Origin of the sequence: Micromonospora vinacea (genome assembly GCF_015751785.1) — a bacterium.
In the GTDB taxonomy this organism is placed as follows: domain Bacteria; phylum Actinomycetota; class Actinomycetes; order Mycobacteriales; family Micromonosporaceae; genus Micromonospora; species Micromonospora vinacea.
On sequence record NZ_JADOTY010000001.1, the window covers coordinates 5,517,426 to 5,538,245 of the forward strand.

Below are 20,820 nucleotides of genomic sequence, written 5' to 3' on the forward strand. Positions count from 1 at the left end.
CGCCCGCTCAGGGGCGGAGCCAGCGATCGAACCAGGCGCGGGTCCGGCGCAGGACGTCGAGTTGGTGGTTGCGTTCCCGGATCGAGTGGCCCTCTCTCGGGTAGATCACGAACTCGTGCTCGACGTCGAAGTGGCGCAGCGCCCGGTGGAGGTACACGGCCTGTCCGAGGGGGACGTTGGTGTCCTCGGCGCCGTGCAGGATGAGCACCGGAGTGCGGATTCGGCTGGCGAAGGAGATCGGGCTGACCGCGTCATGGGGGTGCGGGCCGATACCGGACCAGCCGGTGCTGCCGCCGAGCGCGGCTTCGAACTGGCCGTTCTCCCCGGTCGCGGCGAGCATGCCCCAGTCGATGATGCCGGCGCCGACCAGCGCGGCGCGGAAGCGGTCGGTCTGGCCGACGGCCCAGGCGGACATGAAGCCGCCGTGGCTCCAGCCGGCAATGCCCAACCGGTCGGGGTCGGCGATGCCTTCGGCGATGAGCAGGTCGATGCCGGTCAGGATGTCGGTCCACTCCTGCTGGCCGACCTGGCCGGCGACGCAGGCCGCGAACTGGTGGCCCCGGCCCTGGCCGCCGCGCGGGTTGGGGAGCAACACGGCGTAGCCGGCGGCGGCCAACCACTGCGCGCTGGGGAACCAGAACAACTGGCAACGGTCGGCGTAGCGGTCGTACGGTCCCCCGTGCACGATCGTGACCAGCGGGAACGGGCCCTCCGACGCGGTTCTTCCGACAGGCAGTACGAGCAGGCCGTCCAGGTCCAGGCCGTCGGTGGCGCGGTAGGCCAGCGGTTGTTGCGTGCCGAGTGTGATGCCGTCCAGTTCCGGCCGGGCGTTGGTGATTCTTCGCAGCGGCCCGGTTGGCGCTCCGATGTGAACGTTCGGGAGCTGATAGCGGGTGCCGGTGAGCACCGCGATTGTGTCGGCGGTAGGGGTGGTGGTGAGGTTGTCGAGGCGTCCGGCGTGATGCGACAGGGTCGTGAGGTCGGTGGGGTCGAGCCGGGCCAGCGTCGTGTTCAGGCCGTCGGCGAACACCACCAGCGGGGCGGCGTCGGTCTGGCGAAGTTCGGTGGGGCACATCGTGCGATCAGCGGTGCGGTTGCGCAGGACGCGGCTGTCCATGGCCAGGTCGAACACGGCGGTGCCGGCCTGCAGAACCGGTGGGGTGAGCGCGATGTAAGCGAGGTGCCAACCGTCCTCGCCCGGCCACCAGGCCAGAGATCGTGCGTCGGCCTCGACCGGTGCGAGATTCTCCGCGGTCCTGGTCGTCGGGTCGTACAGGTGCAGTTGGCCGGTGCGCGGACCGTGGTCGTTGTCGGCGGTGGCCCAGGTCAGCACGGCGAGTGGACCGCCATCGGGGCGTTGCCGCAGTTCCACGACATGCCGATCACCGAACACCTTCGGGGTGGTGACCCGGCCGGTGCGCAGGTCGAGCAGGCGCAACCGTGCACGCGGTTCGCGCTCGCCGACGACGATGGCGTCGTCGCGGTCCCGGGCGCGACGCGCGCCCTGCTCGGTGGGTTCGTCCTCGGCGAGCAAGGCCACCAGGTCGGGGTCGGTGAGCGGCAGGTAGTCGATGACGCCGCCGCGCCAGCCGGTCAACGTGGCCGTCGTGCCGTCGGTGAGGGTGAGCCCGTGTAGTTGCGGAATGCCGCGGTCGGCGCGGTCGGAGAGGAAGAACAGCGTCTCCGAGTCGGCCGACCAGCGTGGCCGGGATTCGGTTGCGGTGTCGGTGGTCGCGCGACGCGGCGCGACGGCGGCATCGGTGTCGATGAGCCAGAGTTCGGTGTCGCTGTGGTCACCGGTGCGGCTGCTGGGAGCGAGGACGTAGCAGAGCAAGCGACCGTTCGGTGCGAGCGCCGGGGCCTGTGGAGCGCAACCATCGACCACGAGCTCGGCGGTCAAACCCGTCATGCGGTGAGTCTGCCAGCATCCACAGAACGCCATGCGATCCCTCCGCTGCCGGATCGACGCACCGGCGAGTTCCCGTTGCGAGTGGCGAGGCATGATGTCCTCATGGACGCGTCCGCCAGCCATGGCGCGAGCGAGAACGGCTCGTCGCCGCCTGAGCCGCGTGTCTTCCGCAGCCGGGGCAAGTAGAGCGTGACCTGATGTTCTCCGTAGAGGAACGCGACCTGATCCAGCGGCGGCTGCTGCACCTGGCGGAACAAGATCCCGCTGTCGTCGCCGCCGCGATCACCGGCTCGCACGCCACAAACGATGAGGATCGCTGGTCGGACATCGATCTGGCCTTCGGGATCAGCGGTCCGCTCGACGCCGTCCTGCAACGCTGGACCCAACAGATGTATCAGGACTTCACGGCGGTCCACCACTGGGATCTGAGGTCCGGGTCTGCGATCTACCGGGTGTTCCTGCTGCCTCGCTGCCTGGAAGTCGACCTCTCGTTCAGCCCGGAGGCCGAGTTCGGGGCGCGCGGCCCGAGTTGGCGACTCATATTCGGGCGATCCACTGCACCCCCAGCTCCCGCGCCGAGCGGCCACGACGAGATGGCCGGCCTGGCATGGCACCACGCGCTACACGCAAGGATCAGCATCGAACGAGGCAGATACTGGCAAGCGGAGCACTGGATCAGCGCCCTGCGCACCCAGACAATCGCCCTCGCCTGCCAACGACTGGGCCACTCCACCAGCTACGCCAAAGGCGCGCACCTACTGCCCGGCGAGATCACCGGACCGCTCGAACCGACACTGGTCCGCTCCATTGACGAGCCCGAGTTACGCCGTGCGCTCTCGGCCGCCGCAGCGGCCCTGACCGCGGAACTCACTCGCACGGACCCGACCCTGGCCGCTCGGCTACGCCCGATTCTCACCGACCTTGCCGCGATCGTTGGGCCGCCGCAAACCAGCGAGCCGTAGGCCGAGTTGCCTCAGAAACACTGAGACCCCGGCCTTGCCTGTCCCCCGCACTGCGACACCGCAGCCAGCACCGCATGCGCCCCGGACTGCTACCGAGCCGCCAACGCCGTGTTCATCGACGCCTCACGCCGACATCCGCCTGGCGCGGCCGTTCGGTGGTGGCATGGTGGCCGCCGTCGATGGGACGTGACTCGTCGTCCCGCTCCGCACGCGGGTCGCGGCGCCGATGGTCAAGATCTTGGGTGGGCGCCAGGCCCGGGCAACAGGTCGATGTCCGTAGCCCGCATGGGCTGTTCGCACTCCGAGCACCGTAGTTCCACATGACTGACCTTGCCGCAGGCGTGGTGGCGGTAGAGCACCGGCGGGCCGGCCTCGCCCGCCGTCCACCGGTCACCCCACCGCACCATGACAAGCAGCAGATCACATAGCTCCCTGCCCTTTTCGGTGAGCAGGTATTCGTGCCGGACCGGCCGGGCGGAATACTCACTCCGGGCCAGGACGCCCTGTTCGACCAGCCAGTTCAGCCGCTCGGCGAGCACCTTGCGGGACATGCCGAGTCCCCGCTGGAGTTGCTCGAAGCGGTGCGTGCCGGCGTAGACGTCCCGCAAGATCAGCGGCGACCACGGCTCACCGATGACGTCGAGGGTGCGGGCGATCGAACACGCCATGGCGCCGAATTGCGTTCGCTGCATGACGCCACGATACGCAAGGTGGTTCCTTCAAGGAACTGACTCTGTTAGCGTCACATCAGTCCGTCCCCTCAAGGAACGGACCAGTCTGTGCCCCTCCACGCGCTCATGGAAGCCGAAAGAGGCCCCTATGAACCATCCGCCGATCGTGCCGACCGGGGACTGGCAAGACGCAGTGAACACCTTGCGCGTCCACGAAAAGGCACTCACCCGTCAGCTCGACGCAGTGGCCGCGGCACGTCGCCGGCTGCCGATGACGCCGGTCGAGCAGGACTACGTGTTCGAGGGCCCGTCCGGGCCTGCCAGTCTGACCGACTTGTTCCAAGGCCGCCGCCAGCTCATCGTGTACACCTTCATGTGGCACGGCGTCGACGCTGTCTGCTCCGGCTGCTCGATGTTCACCGACAACGTCGGACACCCGGCCCACCTCAACGCTCGCGACGTCACCCTGGCGTTGACGTCCCAGGGCCCACTGGACGTCCTGCTGGCGCTGCGGCGGCGAATGGGTTGGGCACTGCCCTGGTACTCGTCACTGAACAACAGCTTCAACGCCGACATGGGAACCGGTGACGGATTCGCGCTGAACGTGTTCCTCCGTGCCGACGACCGGATCTTCCGCACGTACACCACCACCGCCCGGGGCGTGGAACGGCTCGGCAGTAACTGGTCCTTCCTCGACCTGACGCCATACGGCCGGCAGGAGACCTGGGAGGACTCGCCGGAAGGCTGGCCGCAGACCCAGCCCTACCAGTGGTGGCGGCTGCACGACGAGTACGACGTGACCGAGGATCCATCATGAGAGTCGACACGCCAGTCGCCGAGCTCCTCTTCCACGAGGAAGATGCGACACCCTTCAACACCGACGTGGCGACCCTCAAGACCTGGAGCCAGGCACTGGCCTGTCTGGAGTCGGCCCCCAAGTGTTGGCTGTCCACTGTGGCACCGGACGGCCGTCCCCATGCCGCGCCGGTGATGGTGGTGCTGGTGGACGGGGCGCCGTGCATTGCGAGCCGCCCGAACTCCCGCAAGAGCCGAAACCTGGCCCGCAACCCCCGCGCTGTCATCACAGTGAGCGGCGACGACCTCGACCTGGTGGTGAGCGCTGACGCTCACCAGGTGTCGGGCGGCGCCGCGCTACGCCAGGTGGCCGCCGCCTTCGCGACAAAGTACGACTGGACGTTCACCATCAGGGACGACCGAGTCTGTGACGAAAGTCTGCCGGGATCGCCCCAGTACGCCTTCTACGAGGTCTCCCCCGTCCGGGCCTTCGGCTACGGCCCGGACGGGCTGACCGCGACCCGTTGGCGGTTCAACAGCACCTGACTGATTGACACTCGCGTCCAGCCTCACACCATCAGTGACCGCTCGGAGCGACCCGGAGCGTCGTCCCGAGCGGTCACTGATGGTTGCTCGCACTCCTCGACCTCGACGCCGGCCTGAGATCAGTGGGCGGGCTCACCGAACCAGCGGGAGAGGTGCTCGTCCAGGTCCTGCTGATCGTCACCGATCCAGGCGACGTGCCCGTCGGGACGCAGCAGGACACAGGGGACGTCCAGCTCCGCGGTGGGATCCGCCAGGTGATCGACCCGGTCTGACCAGCCGCCGACGGTCAGGCGCTCGGTGCGGTCCAACAGCAGGCCGCGGCCCTGGTGCAGCAGACCGTACAGGTGGCCCTGTTTCACGTCGATGTCGCGCAGGCGGCGACCGACGAGGTCGGGGCCCGCGCCGAAGTCGTAGCGGATACCGATGGCGGTGATCTTCTCAAGCAGATGGAGGTTCACCTCGTCGAAGTCCATCAACTCGATGAGCAGTCTCCGCACCGCCTGCGGGCCTGGCTCGGTGGACAGCAGTTCCGTCTGGGCTCGGGTGTTGTCCAGCACCTCCTCGGCGACCGGGCGCCGTTCGGCCTGGTAGGTGTCCAGCAGTGTCTCCGGCGCCCAGCCGCGGATCCGCGCGGCCAGTTTCCAGCCGAGGTTGAATGCGTCCTGAACGCCGAGGTTGAGGCCCTGTCCGCCGATGGGCGGATGGATGTGCGCCGCGTCGCCGGCCAGCAGCACCCGCCCGACCCGATAACGGTCGGCCAGCCGCATGGCATCGCCGAAGCGGGACAACCAGCGCGGGGAGTGCACACCGAAGTCGGTCCCGGCGATGGCGCGCAACTGGCGCTTGAAATCCTCGAGGGTGGGCGGTTCGGCGCGGTCACCGACGCCGGCGGCGGGCACGAGGACGCTGTAGACCCCAACGCCAACCGGCCGGAGCCAGAATCGCTGATGGGTCTCGCGGATCTCGGCCACCTTGACGGCGATCTCCTCCTGGGGCACGCCCACTTCCATCTCGCCCATCAGGCTCTCGGTCCGCGCGGCCTCGCCGGGGAAGCCGACACCGAGGAGTTTGCGCACCGTGCTGCGCCCGCCGTCGCAGCCGACGAGGTAGCGCGACCGCAGCCGTTCCCCGTCGGCCAGCTCGACTGTCACACCCTCGTCGTCCTGCTCGAAACCGGCGACCGCACGGCCGCGCCGGACCTGCGCGCCCAGTTCGGTGGCGTGTTGTTCGAGTAGACGTTCGATGACCGGCTGCCGGACGCCCAAGAGGTAGGCGTACCGGGAGTCCAGGCCCTTGGGCGCGGGCTTGGGGATGGCGGCGAAGAAGGCGCTGGCCGGACGCTGCCGCCCGTGCGGGAGGATGCGTTCCAACAGCCCGCGCATCGCCATCAGCTCCAGACTGCGAATGTGCAGGCCGACGATGCGGGCGGCCGACGGCGGCTCGGTCTCCTTCTCCAGAACGAGTACCCGGACATCGTGCAGCCGCAGCTCGGCGGCGAGCATCGCGCCGGTCGGCCCGCACCCGGCGATGATCACGTCGTACGCGGGGGACGCGCTGTCGGTGCCGGAAGTCGACGACGATGGGCGGCCGCTGACGGTGGAGTCGGTCTCGACCGGGTCGGTCGACGGCGGCTCGGCGGTGAATTGCGGAGGGTGCATAGGTGTTGCCTCTCGGGAGTGCCGTGTTGGCAAGGCGCTCCCGGCGACACCTACGTCAATCGCCCGACCGTGACGGCAGGGGGAGCACCCACATCGCTACAACGTTCATGGGTCTCACCTCCTCGGGCGGTGTCGCGGTCAGCTGCAAGCTATCTCCCCCGGCCTGCTCCCGTCGACTGGTTTCCCGGTCAGGTGATCACGGCGTCGGGTGGGCCAGGGATCGGTGCAGCCACTCGGCCATCAGCGCGCGTTCGGCATCGGTGAGCCCCGGGAGGTCGGGCAGCACCGTCGCGAAGGTCACCGCGACCGCGTTCGTGGTCGTGTCGGGTGTCGCCGGAGCTGTCGCCAGAATGCTGGTGAGCACGGCCTCGAGCATGGCCTCGCCCAGGCCGATGTCGCGCTGGTCGGCGGGCATTCCCAGCAGGGTGAGGATGGTTCCGTTGCCCGCAGAGTGGATCATCAGGAGCGCACGCTGCTCGTCGACCCGGAGGAGGCCGGCTTCGGCGAGTCGCCGGACGCGGCGACGGAGCACGTCGAGGCCGGCGACCGTTGCCGGCGAGGGCGCTGCGCTCCCCCGTGCGGCGAGCAGCGCGTACAGCTCGGGGTTTGTCAGGCCGAACTCCACGTGCGCGCGCCATCCGGAGCGCAGGTCCGCGACGGGGTCGCCCGTCGCGACGTCCGCTGCGGCCGATTTGCCGCTGACGTAGGCGGCCATGACGTGTTCGGCGACCGCGTCGATGAGGCCGTCCTTGTCGCCGAACAGGCGATAGATGGTCGGTGCCTGCACGCCCGCGGCCTGGGCGACGGCGCGCGTGGTCACCGCGTTCGCGCCCTTCTCCCGCAGCAGTTGGGTCGCTGCCGCGACGATGCCCGCACGGACGTCGTCGCGGGTGTCCTGCGTCGTCACCATGAACCGATGCTAACAGCGCCTTGTTATCTGTGAATTATCGGTGCTAGCGTTCGCGACGTAACGCCGATAACAAGGAGTGTTCATCATGATCGTCGTCACCGGTGCCACCGGCCAGCTGGGGTCCCAGATCGTCGACCGGCTGCTCGACCGGCTGCCACCCGACGCCGTCGGGGTGAGCGTGCGCGACGTCGACAGGGCCGCGGGCCTCGCCGAGCGTGGGGTGCGGGTACGCGCCGGAGACTTCACCGACCCGGCGACGCTGGGGCACGCCTTCGAGGGTGCCGACAAGGTCCTCGTCGTCTCCGCCGCCATCCGCGGCCCCGGCGCGCTCGTCGCCAACCGCGCCGCCATCGACGCCGCCCGCGCCGTGGGAGCCAAGCGGATCCTGTACACCAGCCACCAGGCCGCCTCCCGGAACTCGCTCTTCGCCGCCCAGCCCACGCACGCCGTCACCGAGGAGCACCTCGCCGGGCTGGGGGTTCCCTTCACCGCCCTGCGCAACGGGTTCTACGCGAGCACGCTCAGCTTCTCCATCGGTACCGCGCTGGAGACCGGTCGACTCGTGGCGCCGGCGGACGGCCCGGTGTCCTGGACCGCGCACGCCGACCTGGCCGAGGCCGCAGCCGTCGCCCTGACCGAGGAGGGGCTGCTCGACGGGGTCACGGCACCGCTGACCGCCGGGGAGATGCTCGACCTCGAAGCGGTGGCCGCCATCCTCAGCGACGTCACGGGCCGCACCGTCAAACGTGTCGTCGTCGACGACGACCAGTGGCGGGCGTCCGCCATCGAGCGGGGCATGCCCGCGGCGGCGGCCGACTTCACCCTCGGCATGTACCGCGCGGCGCGAGAAGGCGAGTTCGCCGTGACCGACCCGATGCTGGAGACAGTCATCGGTCACCGCCCGACATCGGTCCGCTCGGTGATCGAGGCCATCGTCGCCCAGCGCTGACGCGCTCGCGAGCCGGTCAGCGCAGCATCGTCCGGGTCATTCGACGGGTGGCGACGTACATCGTTCCTCGTGGATTTGACCCTCGACCGGGTCGAGACCCGACCATCGGCGACATGAGCGACCAAGCGACCGCCGACCCGACCATGACCCGCATCATCGAGGCCGTCCAGCTCGGCCAGAGCGGCGCATCTGCCCGGGCCCGTGAACTGCTCACCGCGTTGTGGGACGAGCTCGGCCCCACCGGTGACGCCCTGCACCGCTGCACCCTGGCGCACTACCTCGCCGACCTGCAGGACACCACCGAGGCGGAACTGGCCTGGGATGAACGAGCCCTGGCCGCCGTGTCCGAGCTGACCGACGAACGCGCCCAGGAATACCTGCCCTCACTCCAGGTCCAGGCGTTCCTGCCATCGCTGTACCTCAACCTGGCCGACTGCCACCGACGCCTGGGCAACGTCGGCCTGGCCCGGGAGCACCTCGCCCAAGCCCGCGAACACCTGGTGCGGCTACCCGACGACCCGTACGGCGAGAGCATCCGCGCCGCTGTCAGTGACTTCGTCGAGGACGATCCGACCGACCGGCGGCGGTAGCGGTCGGCGGCGGTCACCCGTTCTGGCGAGCGACGCCCGTCCGGTACTCCTGTGGTGAACGTCCGTAGTGGGCACGGAAGAGGCGGCTGAAGTGGGCCCGGTCCGGAAAACCCCAGCGGGCGGCTATGACATGGACCGGCTGCCGCAGCAGCGGGTTGCCGAGATCACGCCGGCACTGCTCCAGACGCTTGGCGCGGATGAGTTCGGCGACCGTCGTCGCCTCCGCCTCGAACAGGCGGTGCAGCGACCGCAGCGAGATGTGGTGGGCGGCGGCGACGCTACCCGGGCTGAGCTCGTTGCTGTCGAGGTGGCGGTCGATGAAGTCGACGACGCGGGCCCGCAGCGTGGTGTGCCGGGCCTCCGGTGACAGGGTTTCCTCGATGTCGAGGTACTGAGCGAGCGTGGCGGTGAGCAGGTCCACCGCCACCCCACCCAGCATCTCGGCCTGGGCCGGCTCGAACTGCTCCGGGTGCGCCGCGATGCTGCGCAGGTGGTGGACCAGCAGGCCGCCCACGCCGAGGTGCGACGGTATCGGCGTGGCCAGCAGGCGGCGCAGCCGATCCGGTGCCAGGGGCAACGCCGCGTGCGGTATCTGCACGGTGATCGTGGTGGCGAGACCGGCGCCGTCCGCGCGGTGCCGGGCGACGTGCCGCCGCGCGGGGTCCAGGAGCGTGAAGTGCTTGCCGGGTTCCAGCGTGGACTCCGCGCGGTCCTGGATCAGGGTGCTGTGACCGGTCAGGGGCAGCGTGAGCTGGTACACGTCCCCTTCGGCGCTGCGAACCAGTTTGGTGGGGCGGATCGCGTCCAGGGACGGGTACCGCAGCGAGGTCATCCGAATGCGACCGAGATCGATGGCCTGGACGTAGGCGACGAAGTTGTCCAACTGGCCGCTGCTGATGTGCACTGGTGCCGTCTCCTGCGCGACCAGGGCATACCAGAACGCGAACCGCTCTGCCGGAGGCAGCACCCTCGTGTCCACCACCTGGTTGGGCAACACCCGGCTCGCCTCCCCTCGTATGCGAGGATGGATTCTTGCACGCCTCGACGCTCTTCACCCATGACCGGATTCCCACACCCGGTGCTGCCCCGTGGGTTGGCGAATGTCTGCGGTGACCGGCGCCGACCTGCGGGAGGCGGCCGAGGAAATGACCCGGGTGCTGCTGCCACACCGGGACCACGACTGGTCGGTGCCGGCCGGCTCGCTGAGCTGGAGCTGCTGGACCACCGCGGCGCACGTCGCGCACGACCTCCTCGCGTACGCGGGGCAGGTAACCGGCCGCCCGGATGACGGCTACCTACCGTACGACCTGCGGGTCTCCCCCGACGCGAGCCCGGCGCAGGTGCTCACAGTGGTGCGGGCCTGCGCCGGGCTGCTCGCCGCCGCCGTCGACGCCGCCCCGCCGGACACGCGGGCCTGGCACTGGGGCCCGTGCGATCCGGCCGGGTTCGCCGCCATGGGCGTGGCCGAGACCCTGCTGCACACCCACGACATCACCCTCGGCCTCGCTGTGGCGTGGCAACCGCCGCAGCGGCTGAGCGCGCTGGTGCTGCGCCGACTCTTCCCGGACGCCCCGGCCGGTGCGGCACCCGAGGTGCTGCTCTGGATGACCGGCCGCGGTGAGCTGCCCGGCCGCGCCCGCCGCACGTCCTGGAGCTGGCGGGCCGCGGTCGACTGACTCGCACCAGCGTCGACGGGCGGGTGGTCGCCTGCCGGGCGACCACCCGGTGGGAGCGTTCCGGTCAGGTCCAGCTGATGCCACGGTTGCGAACGCTGCGCATGCCCTTCTCCTCCCCCTCGGTGACGGTCCCCGTGCCCGCCAACTGACCTCAGCGTCGGCCACTGCCTGCTTCGGCGGTAGGGATGTCGGCGTTCGGAGTCGTTCGGGCCTGTTCGACCGGAGACCCGAACGCCACAGGGGTGGAGGCAGGTCGCCGTGGCCACAGCGGCGCGACGGCGAGAACCGCCACCGCGCCCGACAAACCGCTGAACCCGATCACCGTGGTGGCCGGCCACTGGTCGGCGGCCAGACCCGCCAGGACCATCGCCGTCCCCTGTAACCCACTGAGACCGGTGATGGCCACCCCGAACGCCCGTCCCCGGTACTGCCTCGGCACCGCCCGACCGAACAGCGCGTTCAGGGGGATGGCGAAGGCGCTCGCCGCGCCGGCCAGCGCCAACAGCAGGAGCATCATCCACAGCGGAGGAACGAGCCAGGTCACCGTCAGCACCCCGGCCGACATCGCGGCCAGCGGCAGGATGAGCCGTGGCCGGGCCGCCGGTGGGCAGAACCGGGTGAGCGCTACCCCGCCGAGGGCCATCCCCAACGGCGCCGCCGCCAGCAACAGTCCGACGGTGCCGGCGCCGCCGCCGTACTGTCGGGCCAGCGGTGCCATCAACCCCTCGGCCGCGTAGGTGAAGGCGCTGGCCATCCACAGGACGAGCACGTAGGACCGCAGCCGGGAGTCGGTGAAGACCACCCGCAGCCCGACCGCCCGGCCCTGGCCGGTCGGGCCCGACGGCGGTCGCGGCGCGGGGCGGGAACGCACACCGATCCCGATCAGAACAGCGGAGACCAGGAAGGTGCCGGCATCCACCAGCAGGGCACCGCGCAGCGACAGCAACGCCACCAGACTCCCCCCGACGGCGAAGCCGACCACCTGCACGACCTGGGCGCAGATGTTGTCCACGCCGTTGGCCACGGCGTAGCGGTCGCCGTCGAGCACCTCCGGCATCAACGCCGCCCGCGCCGCCACGAACGGTGGCCGCATCAGGTTGACCACGAAGAGGAGCACCACCAGGGCCGGCGCGGGGAGGGCCGGCAGAGCCGCCAGCGGGATGAGCGCCGCGCGGCCCAGGTCGCACGCGATCATCACGCTTCGCCGGGGGAACCGGTCGGCGAGACCGGACAGCAGCGGTCCGCCCGTGAGCCAGGCCAGGTAGGAACTGGCGTAGGCGGCCGCCGCCAGCGCGGCCGAGCCGGTTTCGCTGAAGACGAGATACGCCACCGTCACGGCCGTGAGCTGGTCGCCGGCCAGGGACAGCAGGTACGCACCGAACAGGTGGCGGTACTCGCGCACCGCGAACACCTCGGCGTACGTCGCGGCGCGCTCGGTCACCTCGCCCCGTCCCCTCCCGCGCCGGCGGTCGTCCGGGCGCTCGGCCAGACCGTATCCGCGTTCACGCTGGCGAGGCCGCGAGCAGGCGTTCGGACCTGTTCGGATCCGTTCGCGACAGGTGCGGACGGGCGGCTAGCCGGCGTCGAGCGTGTGGCGGTGGCCGTCGAGCGGAAAGGGCGGCCGGGCCGGCAGGGTCTCCTGGAACACGAAGCCGGACTTCTGCGCCACCCGGCAGGACGCGACGTTGTCCACCTGGTGCAGCAGGTCGAGACGCGTCACCTCGGGGAACCGGTCGAACGCCCAGCGGCTCAGCGCGGTGACGGCGCGCGGGGCGACGCCGCGACCGCGCGCCCAGGACGCCGTCCAGTAGCCCACCTCCGGGGCCGGGCGCTGCGGCGTGACCCCCTTGAGCACCACGTTGCCCACCAGCCGAGGGCCGTCGGCCCGCTCCTCGAGGACGGCGAAGGTGTACCGCCGGCCGTCGGCCCAGTCCCGCAGGGCGCCGTCCAGCCACCGCCGGGCCTCGGCGGCAGTGGTCACCGGAGCTCTGGTCCAGCGGCGCAGGACCGGATCCCGGTACGCCTGCACCAGCTCATCCAGGTCGTCGGCGCACCACTGACGCAGCGTGACTCCCGGCGTCGAGGGCGTGTCGGGTGACCGCGATTCGATCAGCATCGGCACAGTCTGCCGTGGTCGTGGCCCGGCGGTCAGCCCCGTCGGCGCCACCGCCTCCACCAGCTGCGGCGGGGCCGGCGCGACGGTGTCGCAACGGTCGCCGGTTCGGCGGCGGTCGTCGTGACCTTGGGGCGGGCCCGTTCGGCGAGCCACCGGCGGACCACGTCCTCGGTGTTCACCGGGCGCACCGCGACCCGGGGGCCGTCGTCGGGGAAGCGCAGCCACGCCACGATCTGCGCGTTCAACTGCCCCACGACGTCGCGGACGGACTGTTCGGTGGGAAGGTCACGGACCTCGTCGGGGACCTGCTCGATGCGTCGGCGCAGTTGCAGCGACGTGGGCAGGAGCAGGTCACTGGGGAGTGCCTCGCGCTCCAGGAAGCTCTTGATCCACCAGGCCTCGTCGTACGGCGCCCCTCGACCGGGGATCGGCTTGCCCATGCCGGGCAGGTCGTCGAACTCGCCGCGCTGAACGGCATCCTGGATCTTCGCCTCCACTGACGCTTCCCACGCCTCGGTCACCGTGCGGCACCTCCCTGGCCACCGTAACGCGCCGCCTCCGGCCGGCGACACGCACTTGTCAGGGGTCAGCGCGCCCGCCACGGTGAGCATTCCCGCCGACGGCCCCGCCGTTGCACCGAACGCGAGTGGATCATCCCGGATCGCAGGCCACGGCCTCCCAGGTGGCCCTGGGTCAGGATGTTCATCCCGATTACGGTCCGTGTGGGGACTACCGAACGGGGGAATCGTCGTGGTGAGTACGGGTGCACTGCTGGGCATCGCGCTGGTGGCGTTGGGGCTGGTGCTCACGCCCGGCCCGAACATGGTCTACCTGGTGTCCCGCTCGGTGGCGCAGGGCCGCCGGGCCGGGCTGATCTCGCTGCTCGGGGTGGCCGCCGGCTTCGGCGTCTACCTGGTGGCGGCGGTCGCCGGCCTGGCCACCGTCTTCGTCCTGGTGCCGACGCTGTACGCGGTGGTGAAGCTGGCCGGCGCCGGCTACCTGCTCTGGCTGGCCTGGCGGACGCTGCGTCCGGGCGGGCACTCGCCGTTCCGGCCCGCGCCGCTGCCGCCGGACCCGCCGCGGCGGCTGTTCACCATGGGCCTGGTCACCAACCTGCTGAACCCGAAGATCGCGATCCTCTACGTGTCGCTGCTACCGCAGTTCATCGACCCGACCCGCGGGCACCTGGCGACGCAGAGCCTGCTGCTCGGGCTGACCCAGATCGCCGTCGCGCTGAGCGTGAACGCGCTGATCGTGCTCAGCGCCGGCGCGCTGGCCGGGTTCTTCGCCCGCCGGCCGGTGTGGCTGCGGGTGCAGCGGTGGGTGACCGGCACCGCGCTCGCCGCGCTGGCCGTCCGCATCGCCGCCGACCGTTCGCGCGCGGCCGTCGCCACTCCCTGACCCGGGGGCGGTCACCGCCCCCGGTGGCGGTCGACCATCCCGGCGGCCAGCGGCGCGGCGTCCAGGTCACCGGCGGCGAGCCGGGCGGCGAGGGTACGGCGGACCAGCCGGTCGGCCAGCGCGGGCGCGTGCCGGCCGACGGCCATCTCCAGCCGGCCGCGTGCGGTGGTCGCCACGTCACGGGGCGCCCGCCGGGCGGTGGCGGTCCGCAGGATCGCCGCGACGACCCCTTCGACGGGCTCGGGGCGGGACACCCCCCGCAGGGACAACCCGGCCTCGGCGGTGCTGTCGTGGATCGGTGAGGCGACCATGCTCGGGTAGACGACGCTCACGCCGACGTGGGTGCCGACCTCGTGGCGCAGCGCGTCGGCGTAGGCGACCAGGGCCCGTTTGCTCACCCCGTACGCGGCGGCGAGCGGGAGCGGCAGCACCGCCATCCGGCTGGCCACGAAGATGACCCGTCCGCGGGCGGCGAGCAGCGGGGGCAGCGCGGCGGCGGTGGTGCGCCAGGCGGCGAGCAGGTTGACCTCCAGTTGCCGGCGTACCACCTCGTCGGGCGGCAACTCGGCCGGCGCGGGACCACCGACCCCGGCGTTGTTGATCAGCAGGTCGAGCCCGCCGAGCCGGTCGACGGCGGCCCGCACCGCCGCCGGCACCGCGTCCGGGTCGGTCAGGTCACAGCCGAGCACCGGCACGTCGTCGTCGGGGCGGGCGTGCAGGTCGAGCCCCACCACCCGGGCGCCGGCCGCGTTCAGCGCGGCGCCGAGGTGGCGGCCGAACGTCCCGCTCGCCCCGGTGACCAGCACCCGCCGACCGGCCAGGGACCGACCGCTCACCGGGGTGCTCCCACCGAGGACGCCGCACCGGAGCGGGCGCGGCGGGTCCCGGCGGTCAACTCCCGGGCCAGTTCGGCCAGGTAGACGTCGAAATCCACCCGCATCGCCGGGCGGCGCTGACCCCAGCGGGCGGTAGCGGCCCGCAGTTCGGCCCGGCAGACGGCGCGCTGCCGCTCCGGGTCCGGCAACGCGTACCGGCCGGCGAGGTGCGCCGCGATCAGCTTGGCCTGCGCCTCGACCAGGGGGAACGCGGAACCGGTGGACTGCATCAACCCGACGAAGCTCAACCCGGGGGCGTCGGGGTGGAACACGTGCCGGTACAACGGCAGGGTGTCGGCGCCCCCGGCGAGCAGCGCCGGGTCGAGGAACGGGACGTCCACCCGGTAGCCGGTGCACCAGATGATCAGGTCGACGCTGTCGCTGCGCCCGTCGGTGAACTCCACCCGGTCGCCGTCCAGGGCGGCGACACCGGGTCGGGCCTCGACGTCACCGTGGGTCAGCCGCGACAGCAACCCGTCGGAGAGCGTCGGATGGTCCTGGAGGAAACCGTGCGTCGGCGCGGGCAGCCCGTAGCGGGCGGGGTTGCCGACGGTGGCGCTGAGCATCGTCTGGCTGATGCGTTGGCGCAGACGCCACGGCAGTCGGCGGGCCAGCGCCCCGTTGAGGGTGTCCGAGGGGCGACCCAGCAGGTACTTCGGCACCACCCAGACGCCCCGGCGCAGCGACAGCAGGGTGCGGGCGGCGGCGTACGAGGCGTCGACGGCGATGTCCATCGCGGAGTTGCCGCCGCCGACGACGAGGACCCGCCTGCCGGCCAACTGCTCCGGGCCCCGGTAGTCGTGGCTGTGGATCTGCTCGGCGGTGCACTCGCCGGGGTAGCCGGGGTCGGGCAGCCGGGGCACCCGGTTGTGCCCGTTGGCGACGACCACGGCGTCGACGCTGACCTCGACCGGGCCGGTCGGGCCGCTGGCGGTCACCGTCCAGGTGCCGGTGGTGTTCCGGGTGACCCGTTCGACGGTGTGGCGCAGTCGGATGGTGTCGGTCAGCCCGAAACGCGTGGCGTAGTCGGCGAGGTAACCGGCGACGCGACGGTGGTCGGGGTAGTCGGGCCAGTCGGTGGGCATCGGATGGTCGGCGAACTGGGTACGACCACGGCTGGTGTTGAGGTGCAGCGTGCGGTACGCGGGCGAGTCGGGCGCCCCGTACACCCAGAGGCCGCCGACCTGCTCGGCGGCCTCGAAGCCGACAGTCGGCACGTCGGCGTCGCGTAGTGCCTTGACCGCGGCGAGCCCGGCGGCGCCGGCCCCGATCACCGCCACCCGCTGTGGTACGCCCATTGCCGCCCCCATTAATCCAACGTCCGATGGATAATCGTCGCGCGGCGGCGGCCCGTCAAGGGGTCGGTGCTCCGTACAGGCCGTCGAGCAGGCGATGCACGAACGCCCGGAACTCGCGCCGTTCCCGGGCGCCGGGCGCGCCCGCGGCCAACGCCACCACGTGCCCGTGCGTCGCCCACACCAGACTCCGTACGGTGATGTGCGGTGTCGGCTCGGCCAGCGCGCCGGCCGCCGCGGCGGCGGTGAGCAGCTCCGCGACCAGCCGGTACAACGGGTCGGCGTAGCGCTGGTCCAGCTCGGCGTGCCGCTGCGGTTCCAGCCAGCGGCGCAGCCACAGCGCGGTGGTCTCGGGGCGGTCCTCCAGGAAGTCGACGAAGACGTCGACCAGCTCGTGCAGGGCCCGTCGCGCCGCGTCGGGGCCCGCGTCGAGAGCGGCGCGGGCCTGCTCGGCGGCCTCGGCCAGCACGTCCCGTTCGGCGGCGAACACCCGGGCGAAGCACGCGTCGTAGAGCGCTGCCTTCGTACCCGTGTGGTGCGCGACGGTGGCGACGTCGACACCGGCGGCGGCGGCGACCTCCCGCAGCCCGACGGCGTCGAAGCCGCGCTCGGCGAAGAGCGCGGTCGCCGCGGTGAGCACCACCTCGCGGGTCGGCCGGGTCTCGTCACGGCGGGGCCGACCCGGGCGGCGGCGGGGCATGGTCATGACCGTCATTCTGCCCCTAGAATCCAGCAACCGTTGGATTGCGGAGAGGATGCGGCGATGACCGGGCTGGACCGGCGGCCCGCGGCCGCCACCGACACGACGCTGCCACGCGGCCCCCTGGCGGGCTTCGCCGCCGGCTCGCTCGGCATGGGCGTCTGGGTGACAGTGCCCGGCCTGCTGCTGCTCTACTTCCTCACCGACGTGCTGGCCGTCGGGCCGTGGCTGGCCGGCCTGGCCCTGCTGCTGCCGAAGATCGCCGACGTCCTGCTGCACCCCTGGGTGGGACACCGCGCCGACGTCGAACAGACCCGACGCGGCGACCGGCGTCGCCTGCTGCTGCTCGGCTGCGCCCTGCCGGTCGCGTTCGCCGCGCTCTTCGCCGTGCCCGGCGGCCTGACCGGCGCGTCGGCGGCCGCGTGGGTGGCGGTGTTCTTCATCGCCGGCAACCTGCTCTTCGCCGCCTACCAGGTCCCCTACCTGGCCACCCCGGCCGACCTGCGCATCGGCTACCACGAACGCACCCGGCTGATGGCCTTCCGGATGATGGTGCTGACAGTGGGCATCCTCGTCTCCGGGCTGCTGGCCCCGCTGCTCACCGGCGGCGACGCCGCGACGCGGGGCGGCTACCAGCGGATGGGCGTGGTCCTCGCCGTGGGGATGCTGGTGGCCATGCTGGTCGGTGTCGCCGGCATCGCCCGGCTGCGCGGGTCCGCGCCGGTGAGCACCGCGGCCGGGCACGGCGGGTGGCGGGCGTTGCGCACGGCGCTGCGCGACAGGCAGTTCCGGTGGCTGGTCGCCGCGTACCTGGCGATGTCCACCACCACCCACCTGGTGCTCGCCGGGGTGCCCTACTACGCCGAGTACGAGCTGCGCGCGCCCGGCCTGACCACGGTGCTGGTGGCCGCGTTCGTCGCGCCGGCGCTGCTGGTCACCCCGGCCTGGCTGGTGGTGGCCCGACGCGTCGGCAAGCAGCGGGCGCTGCTCGGCGCGCAGGGCGCGTTCGCGATCGGCTCGCTGGTGCTGGCGGTGGGCCGCCCGGCCGGCCTGCCGGTGCTGGTCGCCGCGGTGGCGGTGCTCGGGGTGGCGTTCGCCGGCATGCAGTTGCTGCCTTTCTCGATGCTGCCCGACGTGATCCGCGCCGCCGGCAGCACCGGGGCCGGCACCTACACCGGGGTGTGGACGGCCACCGAGGCCACCGGCGCGGCCCTCGGCCCGTACGCGTACGCGCTGTGCCTGACCGTCGGTGGTTTCGTGGCCTCGACGGCCGGTGAGTCGCCGGTGCAGCCCGACGCCGCGCTCGCGGCGGTCCGCTACGGCTTCGGGTTGCTGCCGGCGGTGGCGATGCTCGCGGCGCTGCTGCTGCAACGCCGCTACACCCTGGACGCGACGGCCCGGGCGACGAGCTGACCGGCCGGCACTAGACTTCGCCCTCGATGGACGCCCAGCCCAGCACCACCGAGACCCGCCCGTGCGCCCACTGTGGACGGCCGGTGCCGCAACGTGTCGGCGCGGGTCGACCGTTTCGCTACTGCCGCGACAACGACGGCGCCTGCCAGCGCGCCTCCCGCAACAGCCGGATGCGGCACCGCAACGCTCCCGGTCTGCCCGGGCAGGTGGCCCGCACCTGGGAGGCGGTGGACCGGCTCGACCAGATCGTCGAGACGTTGACCGAGTCGCTGCACGCCGAGTTGTCCCCGGTGGGTGTGCAGCGGCAGCTTGCCCAGGCCCGCGCGGAGGCCGCCACCGAGATCGCGGCGGCGCAGACCGAACGCGACGAGGCCCGCGACGACGCCGAGGCCGCGGCGGCCGACGCGGCGCGCGCCCGTGAACAGGCCCGTGGCGCCCGCGCCGAGGCCGACGACGCCCGCCAGCGCGCCGAGCAGGCGCACCGGCAGGCCGACGCCGCCGACGAGCGGGCGCGGCTCGCCGAGGCGGCCCGCGACCAGTCGCGCCACGACGCCAGCGCCGCCGAGGCGCTGCGCGCCCAGGCCGAGCGCGACCGCGACCAGGCCCGCGCCGAGGTGCGGGACCTGCGCGGCGAACGCGACGCCGAGCGGCAGCGGGTGGCCGACCTGGGCGTGGAACGCGACGCACTGCGCGCCGAGGCCGAACGGGCCACCGCGGAGGCGACGGAGCGGGCCGGGCGGTGGCAGGCCGAGGTGCAGGACGTGCGGCGCCAGATCGAGCAGTCCCGCGCCGACGCGGCGCGCACCCGCGCGGAGGCCGCCGACGCCGCCCGGGCGCGTGAGCAGGCCGACCGGGCCCGCGACCGCGCCGAGGTCGCCGCCCGGCAGGCCGACGAGGCCCGGCAGGAGGCCGCGGAGCTGGCCGCGCGGCTGCGCGCGGAGCTGGCCGCGCTGGCCGCCCAGCGCGACACGCTCACCGCCGAGCTGACGGTGGCCCGGCAGGCCGCGGCGACCGCCGAGGGTCACCGCACCACCCTGGCGGTACGACTCGAGGCCGCCGAGACCGACCGGGACCTGGCCCAGCGGCGGGTGGCGCAGCTCGGCGACCAGGTCAGTGACCTGGCGCTGGCGTTGGCCCGCCTCGGCGCCGCCACTCCCAGCGACGCCACCTGATGATCGTGGCGCAACCTTCGGTAGGCTCGGGCGGTTAACCTCCCCGGTGGCAGCGGACACACACCGTTGTCCCGACCCGCCTGGGGATCACCTCACCGGGTGAGCGTCCCGGCCGGTTACCCTTGGTCCCGGCCCACCCGTGGACGCCTCACGCCCTCGGGCGGGAATGGCTCGACGGGGACGCACCGTTACACCCAGAAGACCAGCACCACGAACGAGGGGAAGTCGATCATGGGCGAGCGTATGCTGCGCGGAAGCCGCCTTGGCGCGGTGAGCTACGAATCCGACCGCAACACGGAGCTCGCGCCGCGTCAGACCCGCGAGTACCTCTGCGCCAAGGGCCACCAGTTCGAGGTGCCGTTCGCCGTCGACGCCGAGGTCCCGACGACCTGGGAATGCAAGTTCGACGGCAGCGTCGCCCGACTCGTCGACGGCAGCGAGCCGGAGCAGAAGAAGGCCAAGCCGCCGCGCACCCACTGGGACATGCTTCTGGAGCGGCGCTCGATCGCCGAGCTGGAGGACATCCTCGAGGAGCGGCTGCAGGAGGTTCGGACCCGCCGCGGCCGCGCCTGAGCCGCACGACGCATGACGACGACGCCCCCGGGGGAAACCCCCGGGGGCGTCGTCGTGTCTGTCTGTGCGCGGTGGATGGGCCTGGTCTCAGTGCCGGGGCTCGACGATCTCGCCCTCGATGGCCCGACCGCCGTCGACCACCACCGGCTGTTCCGGCTGCGGGGTCGGTTGCGGCGCACCCTGGCGCACCCGCACCGTGCGGGGCCCGAACAGGTCACCGGCGACCATCGACGACACCCGCCGCTCGGTGGCGCGTCGCACCCCGGCGCGGGCCAGTCGACGCACCGGTGGCACCAGCAACAGCAACCCGATCAGCCCGCTGACCAGGCCGGGCACCGCCAACAACATCGCGCCCGCCAACCCGACGAGCCCGTCGGTCACCTGCCCGCCCGGGGGCTGCCCGGCCGCCGCCGCGGAGCGGAACCCCCGCCAGGCGCGCATCCCCTCGCGGCGCAGCAGCACCAACCCCAGCAGGGACGCGGCGAACACCAGCAGCACCGCCGCCCCGAACCCCAGCGCCCGCCCCACGCCGACGAACACCGCCAGCTCCAGCACCACCGCCAGCAACAGGGCCAACGGTACGAACCTCAGTCCTCGGCGCATCTCACC

Annotated in this window: 22 protein-coding genes; 10 read left to right on the forward strand and 12 right to left on the reverse strand. The window is 72.2% G+C overall.

Annotated features, from left to right (window positions below; all coding sequences use genetic code 11):
* Window positions 1-7 precede the first annotated feature (7 nt).
* Window positions 8-1,909: a S9 family peptidase gene (locus tag IW249_RS26040; protein ID WP_196923161.1), complete on the reverse strand. Its 1,902-nt coding sequence runs from the start codon at window positions 1,907-1,909 to the stop codon at window positions 8-10.
* Between the two features lie 197 nt (window positions 1,910-2,106).
* On the opposite strand from IW249_RS26040, the gene IW249_RS26045 reads away from it, so the two are divergent.
* Entirely contained in the window at window positions 2,107-2,871 is a 765-nt protein-coding gene (locus tag IW249_RS26045; RefSeq protein WP_196923162.1) for a nucleotidyltransferase domain-containing protein, read from the forward strand.
* Window positions 2,872-3,101: 230 nt separating this feature from the next.
* On the opposite strand, the gene IW249_RS26050 is transcribed toward IW249_RS26045, so the two are convergent.
* Window positions 3,102-3,563 carry a winged helix-turn-helix transcriptional regulator gene (locus IW249_RS26050; protein ID WP_196923163.1) on the reverse strand — a complete coding sequence of 154 codons (462 nt, stop codon included), beginning with the start codon at window positions 3,561-3,563 and terminating at the stop codon, window positions 3,102-3,104.
* Window positions 3,564-3,690: 127 nt separating this feature from the next.
* On the opposite strand from IW249_RS26050, the gene IW249_RS26055 reads away from it, so the two are divergent.
* Window positions 3,691-4,359, forward strand: coding sequence for a DUF899 domain-containing protein (locus IW249_RS26055; protein WP_196923164.1), 669 nt, complete (start codon window positions 3,691-3,693; stop codon window positions 4,357-4,359).
* Window positions 4,356-4,883, forward strand: coding sequence for a pyridoxamine 5'-phosphate oxidase family protein (locus IW249_RS26060; RefSeq protein WP_196923165.1), 528 nt, complete (start codon window positions 4,356-4,358; stop codon window positions 4,881-4,883). Before IW249_RS26055 ends, IW249_RS26060 begins: the two co-directional genes overlap by 4 nt.
* Window positions 4,884-5,002: 119 nt before the next feature.
* Here IW249_RS26060 and IW249_RS26065 read toward each other — a convergent pair whose 3' ends face one another.
* Window positions 5,003-6,385 (reverse strand): FAD-dependent monooxygenase, encoded by a 1,383-nt coding sequence (locus IW249_RS26065; protein ID WP_231394135.1) that lies wholly within the window; start codon window positions 6,383-6,385, stop codon window positions 5,003-5,005.
* Between the two features lie 352 nt (window positions 6,386-6,737).
* Window positions 6,738-7,451, reverse strand: a complete 714-nt coding sequence (locus IW249_RS26070; RefSeq protein WP_196923167.1) for a TetR/AcrR family transcriptional regulator — start codon at window positions 7,449-7,451, stop codon at window positions 6,738-6,740.
* Window positions 7,452-7,536: 85 nt separating this feature from the next.
* Between IW249_RS26070 and IW249_RS26075 the strand changes: the two genes are divergently transcribed.
* Both IW249_RS26075 and IW249_RS26080 read left to right on the forward strand, forming a co-directional pair.
* Complete coding sequence (locus IW249_RS26075; RefSeq protein WP_196923168.1) at window positions 7,537-8,400, forward strand: NmrA family NAD(P)-binding protein; 864 nt, start codon at window positions 7,537-7,539, stop codon at window positions 8,398-8,400.
* Between the two features lie 113 nt (window positions 8,401-8,513).
* The gene (locus IW249_RS26080; protein ID WP_196923169.1) at window positions 8,514-8,990 is read left to right on the forward strand and encodes a hypothetical protein; all 477 of its coding nucleotides are present in this window, start codon (window positions 8,514-8,516) and stop codon (window positions 8,988-8,990) included.
* 13 nt (window positions 8,991-9,003) lie between these two features.
* Here IW249_RS26080 and IW249_RS26085 read toward each other — a convergent pair whose 3' ends face one another.
* A complete protein-coding gene (locus tag IW249_RS26085; RefSeq protein ID WP_196923170.1) occupies window positions 9,004-9,987 on the reverse strand; it encodes an AraC-like ligand-binding domain-containing protein in 984 nt (327 codons plus the stop codon).
* 103 nt (window positions 9,988-10,090) lie between these two features.
* Here IW249_RS26085 and IW249_RS26090 point away from each other — a divergent pair, with 103 nt between their 5' ends.
* On the forward strand, window positions 10,091-10,666 hold the full coding sequence (locus IW249_RS26090) for a maleylpyruvate isomerase N-terminal domain-containing protein (RefSeq protein WP_196923171.1): 576 nt from the start codon (window positions 10,091-10,093) through the stop codon (window positions 10,664-10,666).
* A 151-nt stretch (window positions 10,667-10,817) separates the two neighbouring features.
* Here IW249_RS26090 and IW249_RS26095 read toward each other — a convergent pair whose 3' ends face one another.
* From IW249_RS26095 to IW249_RS26105, 3 genes are all read right to left on the reverse strand, one after another.
* Complete coding sequence (locus IW249_RS26095; protein ID WP_196923172.1) at window positions 10,818-12,107, reverse strand: MFS transporter; 1,290 nt, start codon at window positions 12,105-12,107, stop codon at window positions 10,818-10,820.
* A 132-nt stretch (window positions 12,108-12,239) separates the two neighbouring features.
* Window positions 12,240-12,782 (reverse strand): GNAT family N-acetyltransferase, encoded by a 543-nt coding sequence (locus tag IW249_RS26100; RefSeq protein ID WP_196923173.1) that lies wholly within the window; start codon window positions 12,780-12,782, stop codon window positions 12,240-12,242.
* 32 nt (window positions 12,783-12,814) lie between these two features.
* Window positions 12,815-13,303 (reverse strand): DnaJ family domain-containing protein, encoded by a 489-nt coding sequence (locus IW249_RS26105; protein ID WP_196923174.1) that lies wholly within the window; start codon window positions 13,301-13,303, stop codon window positions 12,815-12,817.
* A 229-nt stretch (window positions 13,304-13,532) separates the two neighbouring features.
* Here IW249_RS26105 and IW249_RS26110 point away from each other — a divergent pair, with 229 nt between their 5' ends.
* A complete protein-coding gene (locus IW249_RS26110; protein WP_196923175.1) occupies window positions 13,533-14,183 on the forward strand; it encodes a LysE family translocator in 651 nt (216 codons plus the stop codon).
* A gap of 11 nt (window positions 14,184-14,194) precedes the next feature.
* On the opposite strand, the gene IW249_RS26115 is transcribed toward IW249_RS26110, so the two are convergent.
* From IW249_RS26115 to IW249_RS26125, 3 genes are read right to left on the reverse strand one after another with little or no spacing between them, the layout of a single operon-like run.
* Window positions 14,195-15,019, reverse strand: coding sequence for an SDR family NAD(P)-dependent oxidoreductase (locus IW249_RS26115; RefSeq protein WP_196923176.1), 825 nt, complete (start codon window positions 15,017-15,019; stop codon window positions 14,195-14,197).
* Complete coding sequence (locus IW249_RS26120) at window positions 15,016-16,356, reverse strand: flavin-containing monooxygenase (protein WP_196923177.1); 1,341 nt, start codon at window positions 16,354-16,356, stop codon at window positions 15,016-15,018. Before IW249_RS26120 ends, IW249_RS26115 begins: the two co-directional genes overlap by 4 nt.
* A gap of 55 nt (window positions 16,357-16,411) precedes the next feature.
* On the reverse strand, window positions 16,412-17,059 hold the full coding sequence (locus IW249_RS26125; RefSeq protein ID WP_231392655.1) for a TetR/AcrR family transcriptional regulator: 648 nt from the start codon (window positions 17,057-17,059) through the stop codon (window positions 16,412-16,414).
* Between the two features lie 57 nt (window positions 17,060-17,116).
* Here IW249_RS26125 and IW249_RS26130 point away from each other — a divergent pair, with 57 nt between their 5' ends.
* From IW249_RS26130 to IW249_RS26140, 3 genes are all read left to right on the forward strand, one after another.
* Complete coding sequence (locus tag IW249_RS26130) at window positions 17,117-18,466, forward strand: MFS transporter (RefSeq protein ID WP_196923178.1); 1,350 nt, start codon at window positions 17,117-17,119, stop codon at window positions 18,464-18,466.
* Between the two features lie 26 nt (window positions 18,467-18,492).
* Window positions 18,493-19,638, forward strand: coding sequence for a coiled-coil domain-containing protein (locus IW249_RS26135; protein ID WP_196923179.1), 1,146 nt, complete (start codon window positions 18,493-18,495; stop codon window positions 19,636-19,638).
* Window positions 19,639-19,869: 231 nt separating this feature from the next.
* Window positions 19,870-20,211: an RNA polymerase-binding protein RbpA gene (locus tag IW249_RS26140; protein ID WP_030327608.1), complete on the forward strand. Its 342-nt coding sequence runs from the start codon at window positions 19,870-19,872 to the stop codon at window positions 20,209-20,211.
* A gap of 87 nt (window positions 20,212-20,298) precedes the next feature.
* Here the strand turns inward: IW249_RS26140 and IW249_RS26145 are convergent, their stop codons facing one another.
* On the reverse strand, window positions 20,299-20,814 hold the full coding sequence (locus IW249_RS26145; RefSeq protein WP_196923180.1) for an FxsA family protein: 516 nt from the start codon (window positions 20,812-20,814) through the stop codon (window positions 20,299-20,301).
* Window positions 20,815-20,820 lie beyond the last annotated feature (6 nt).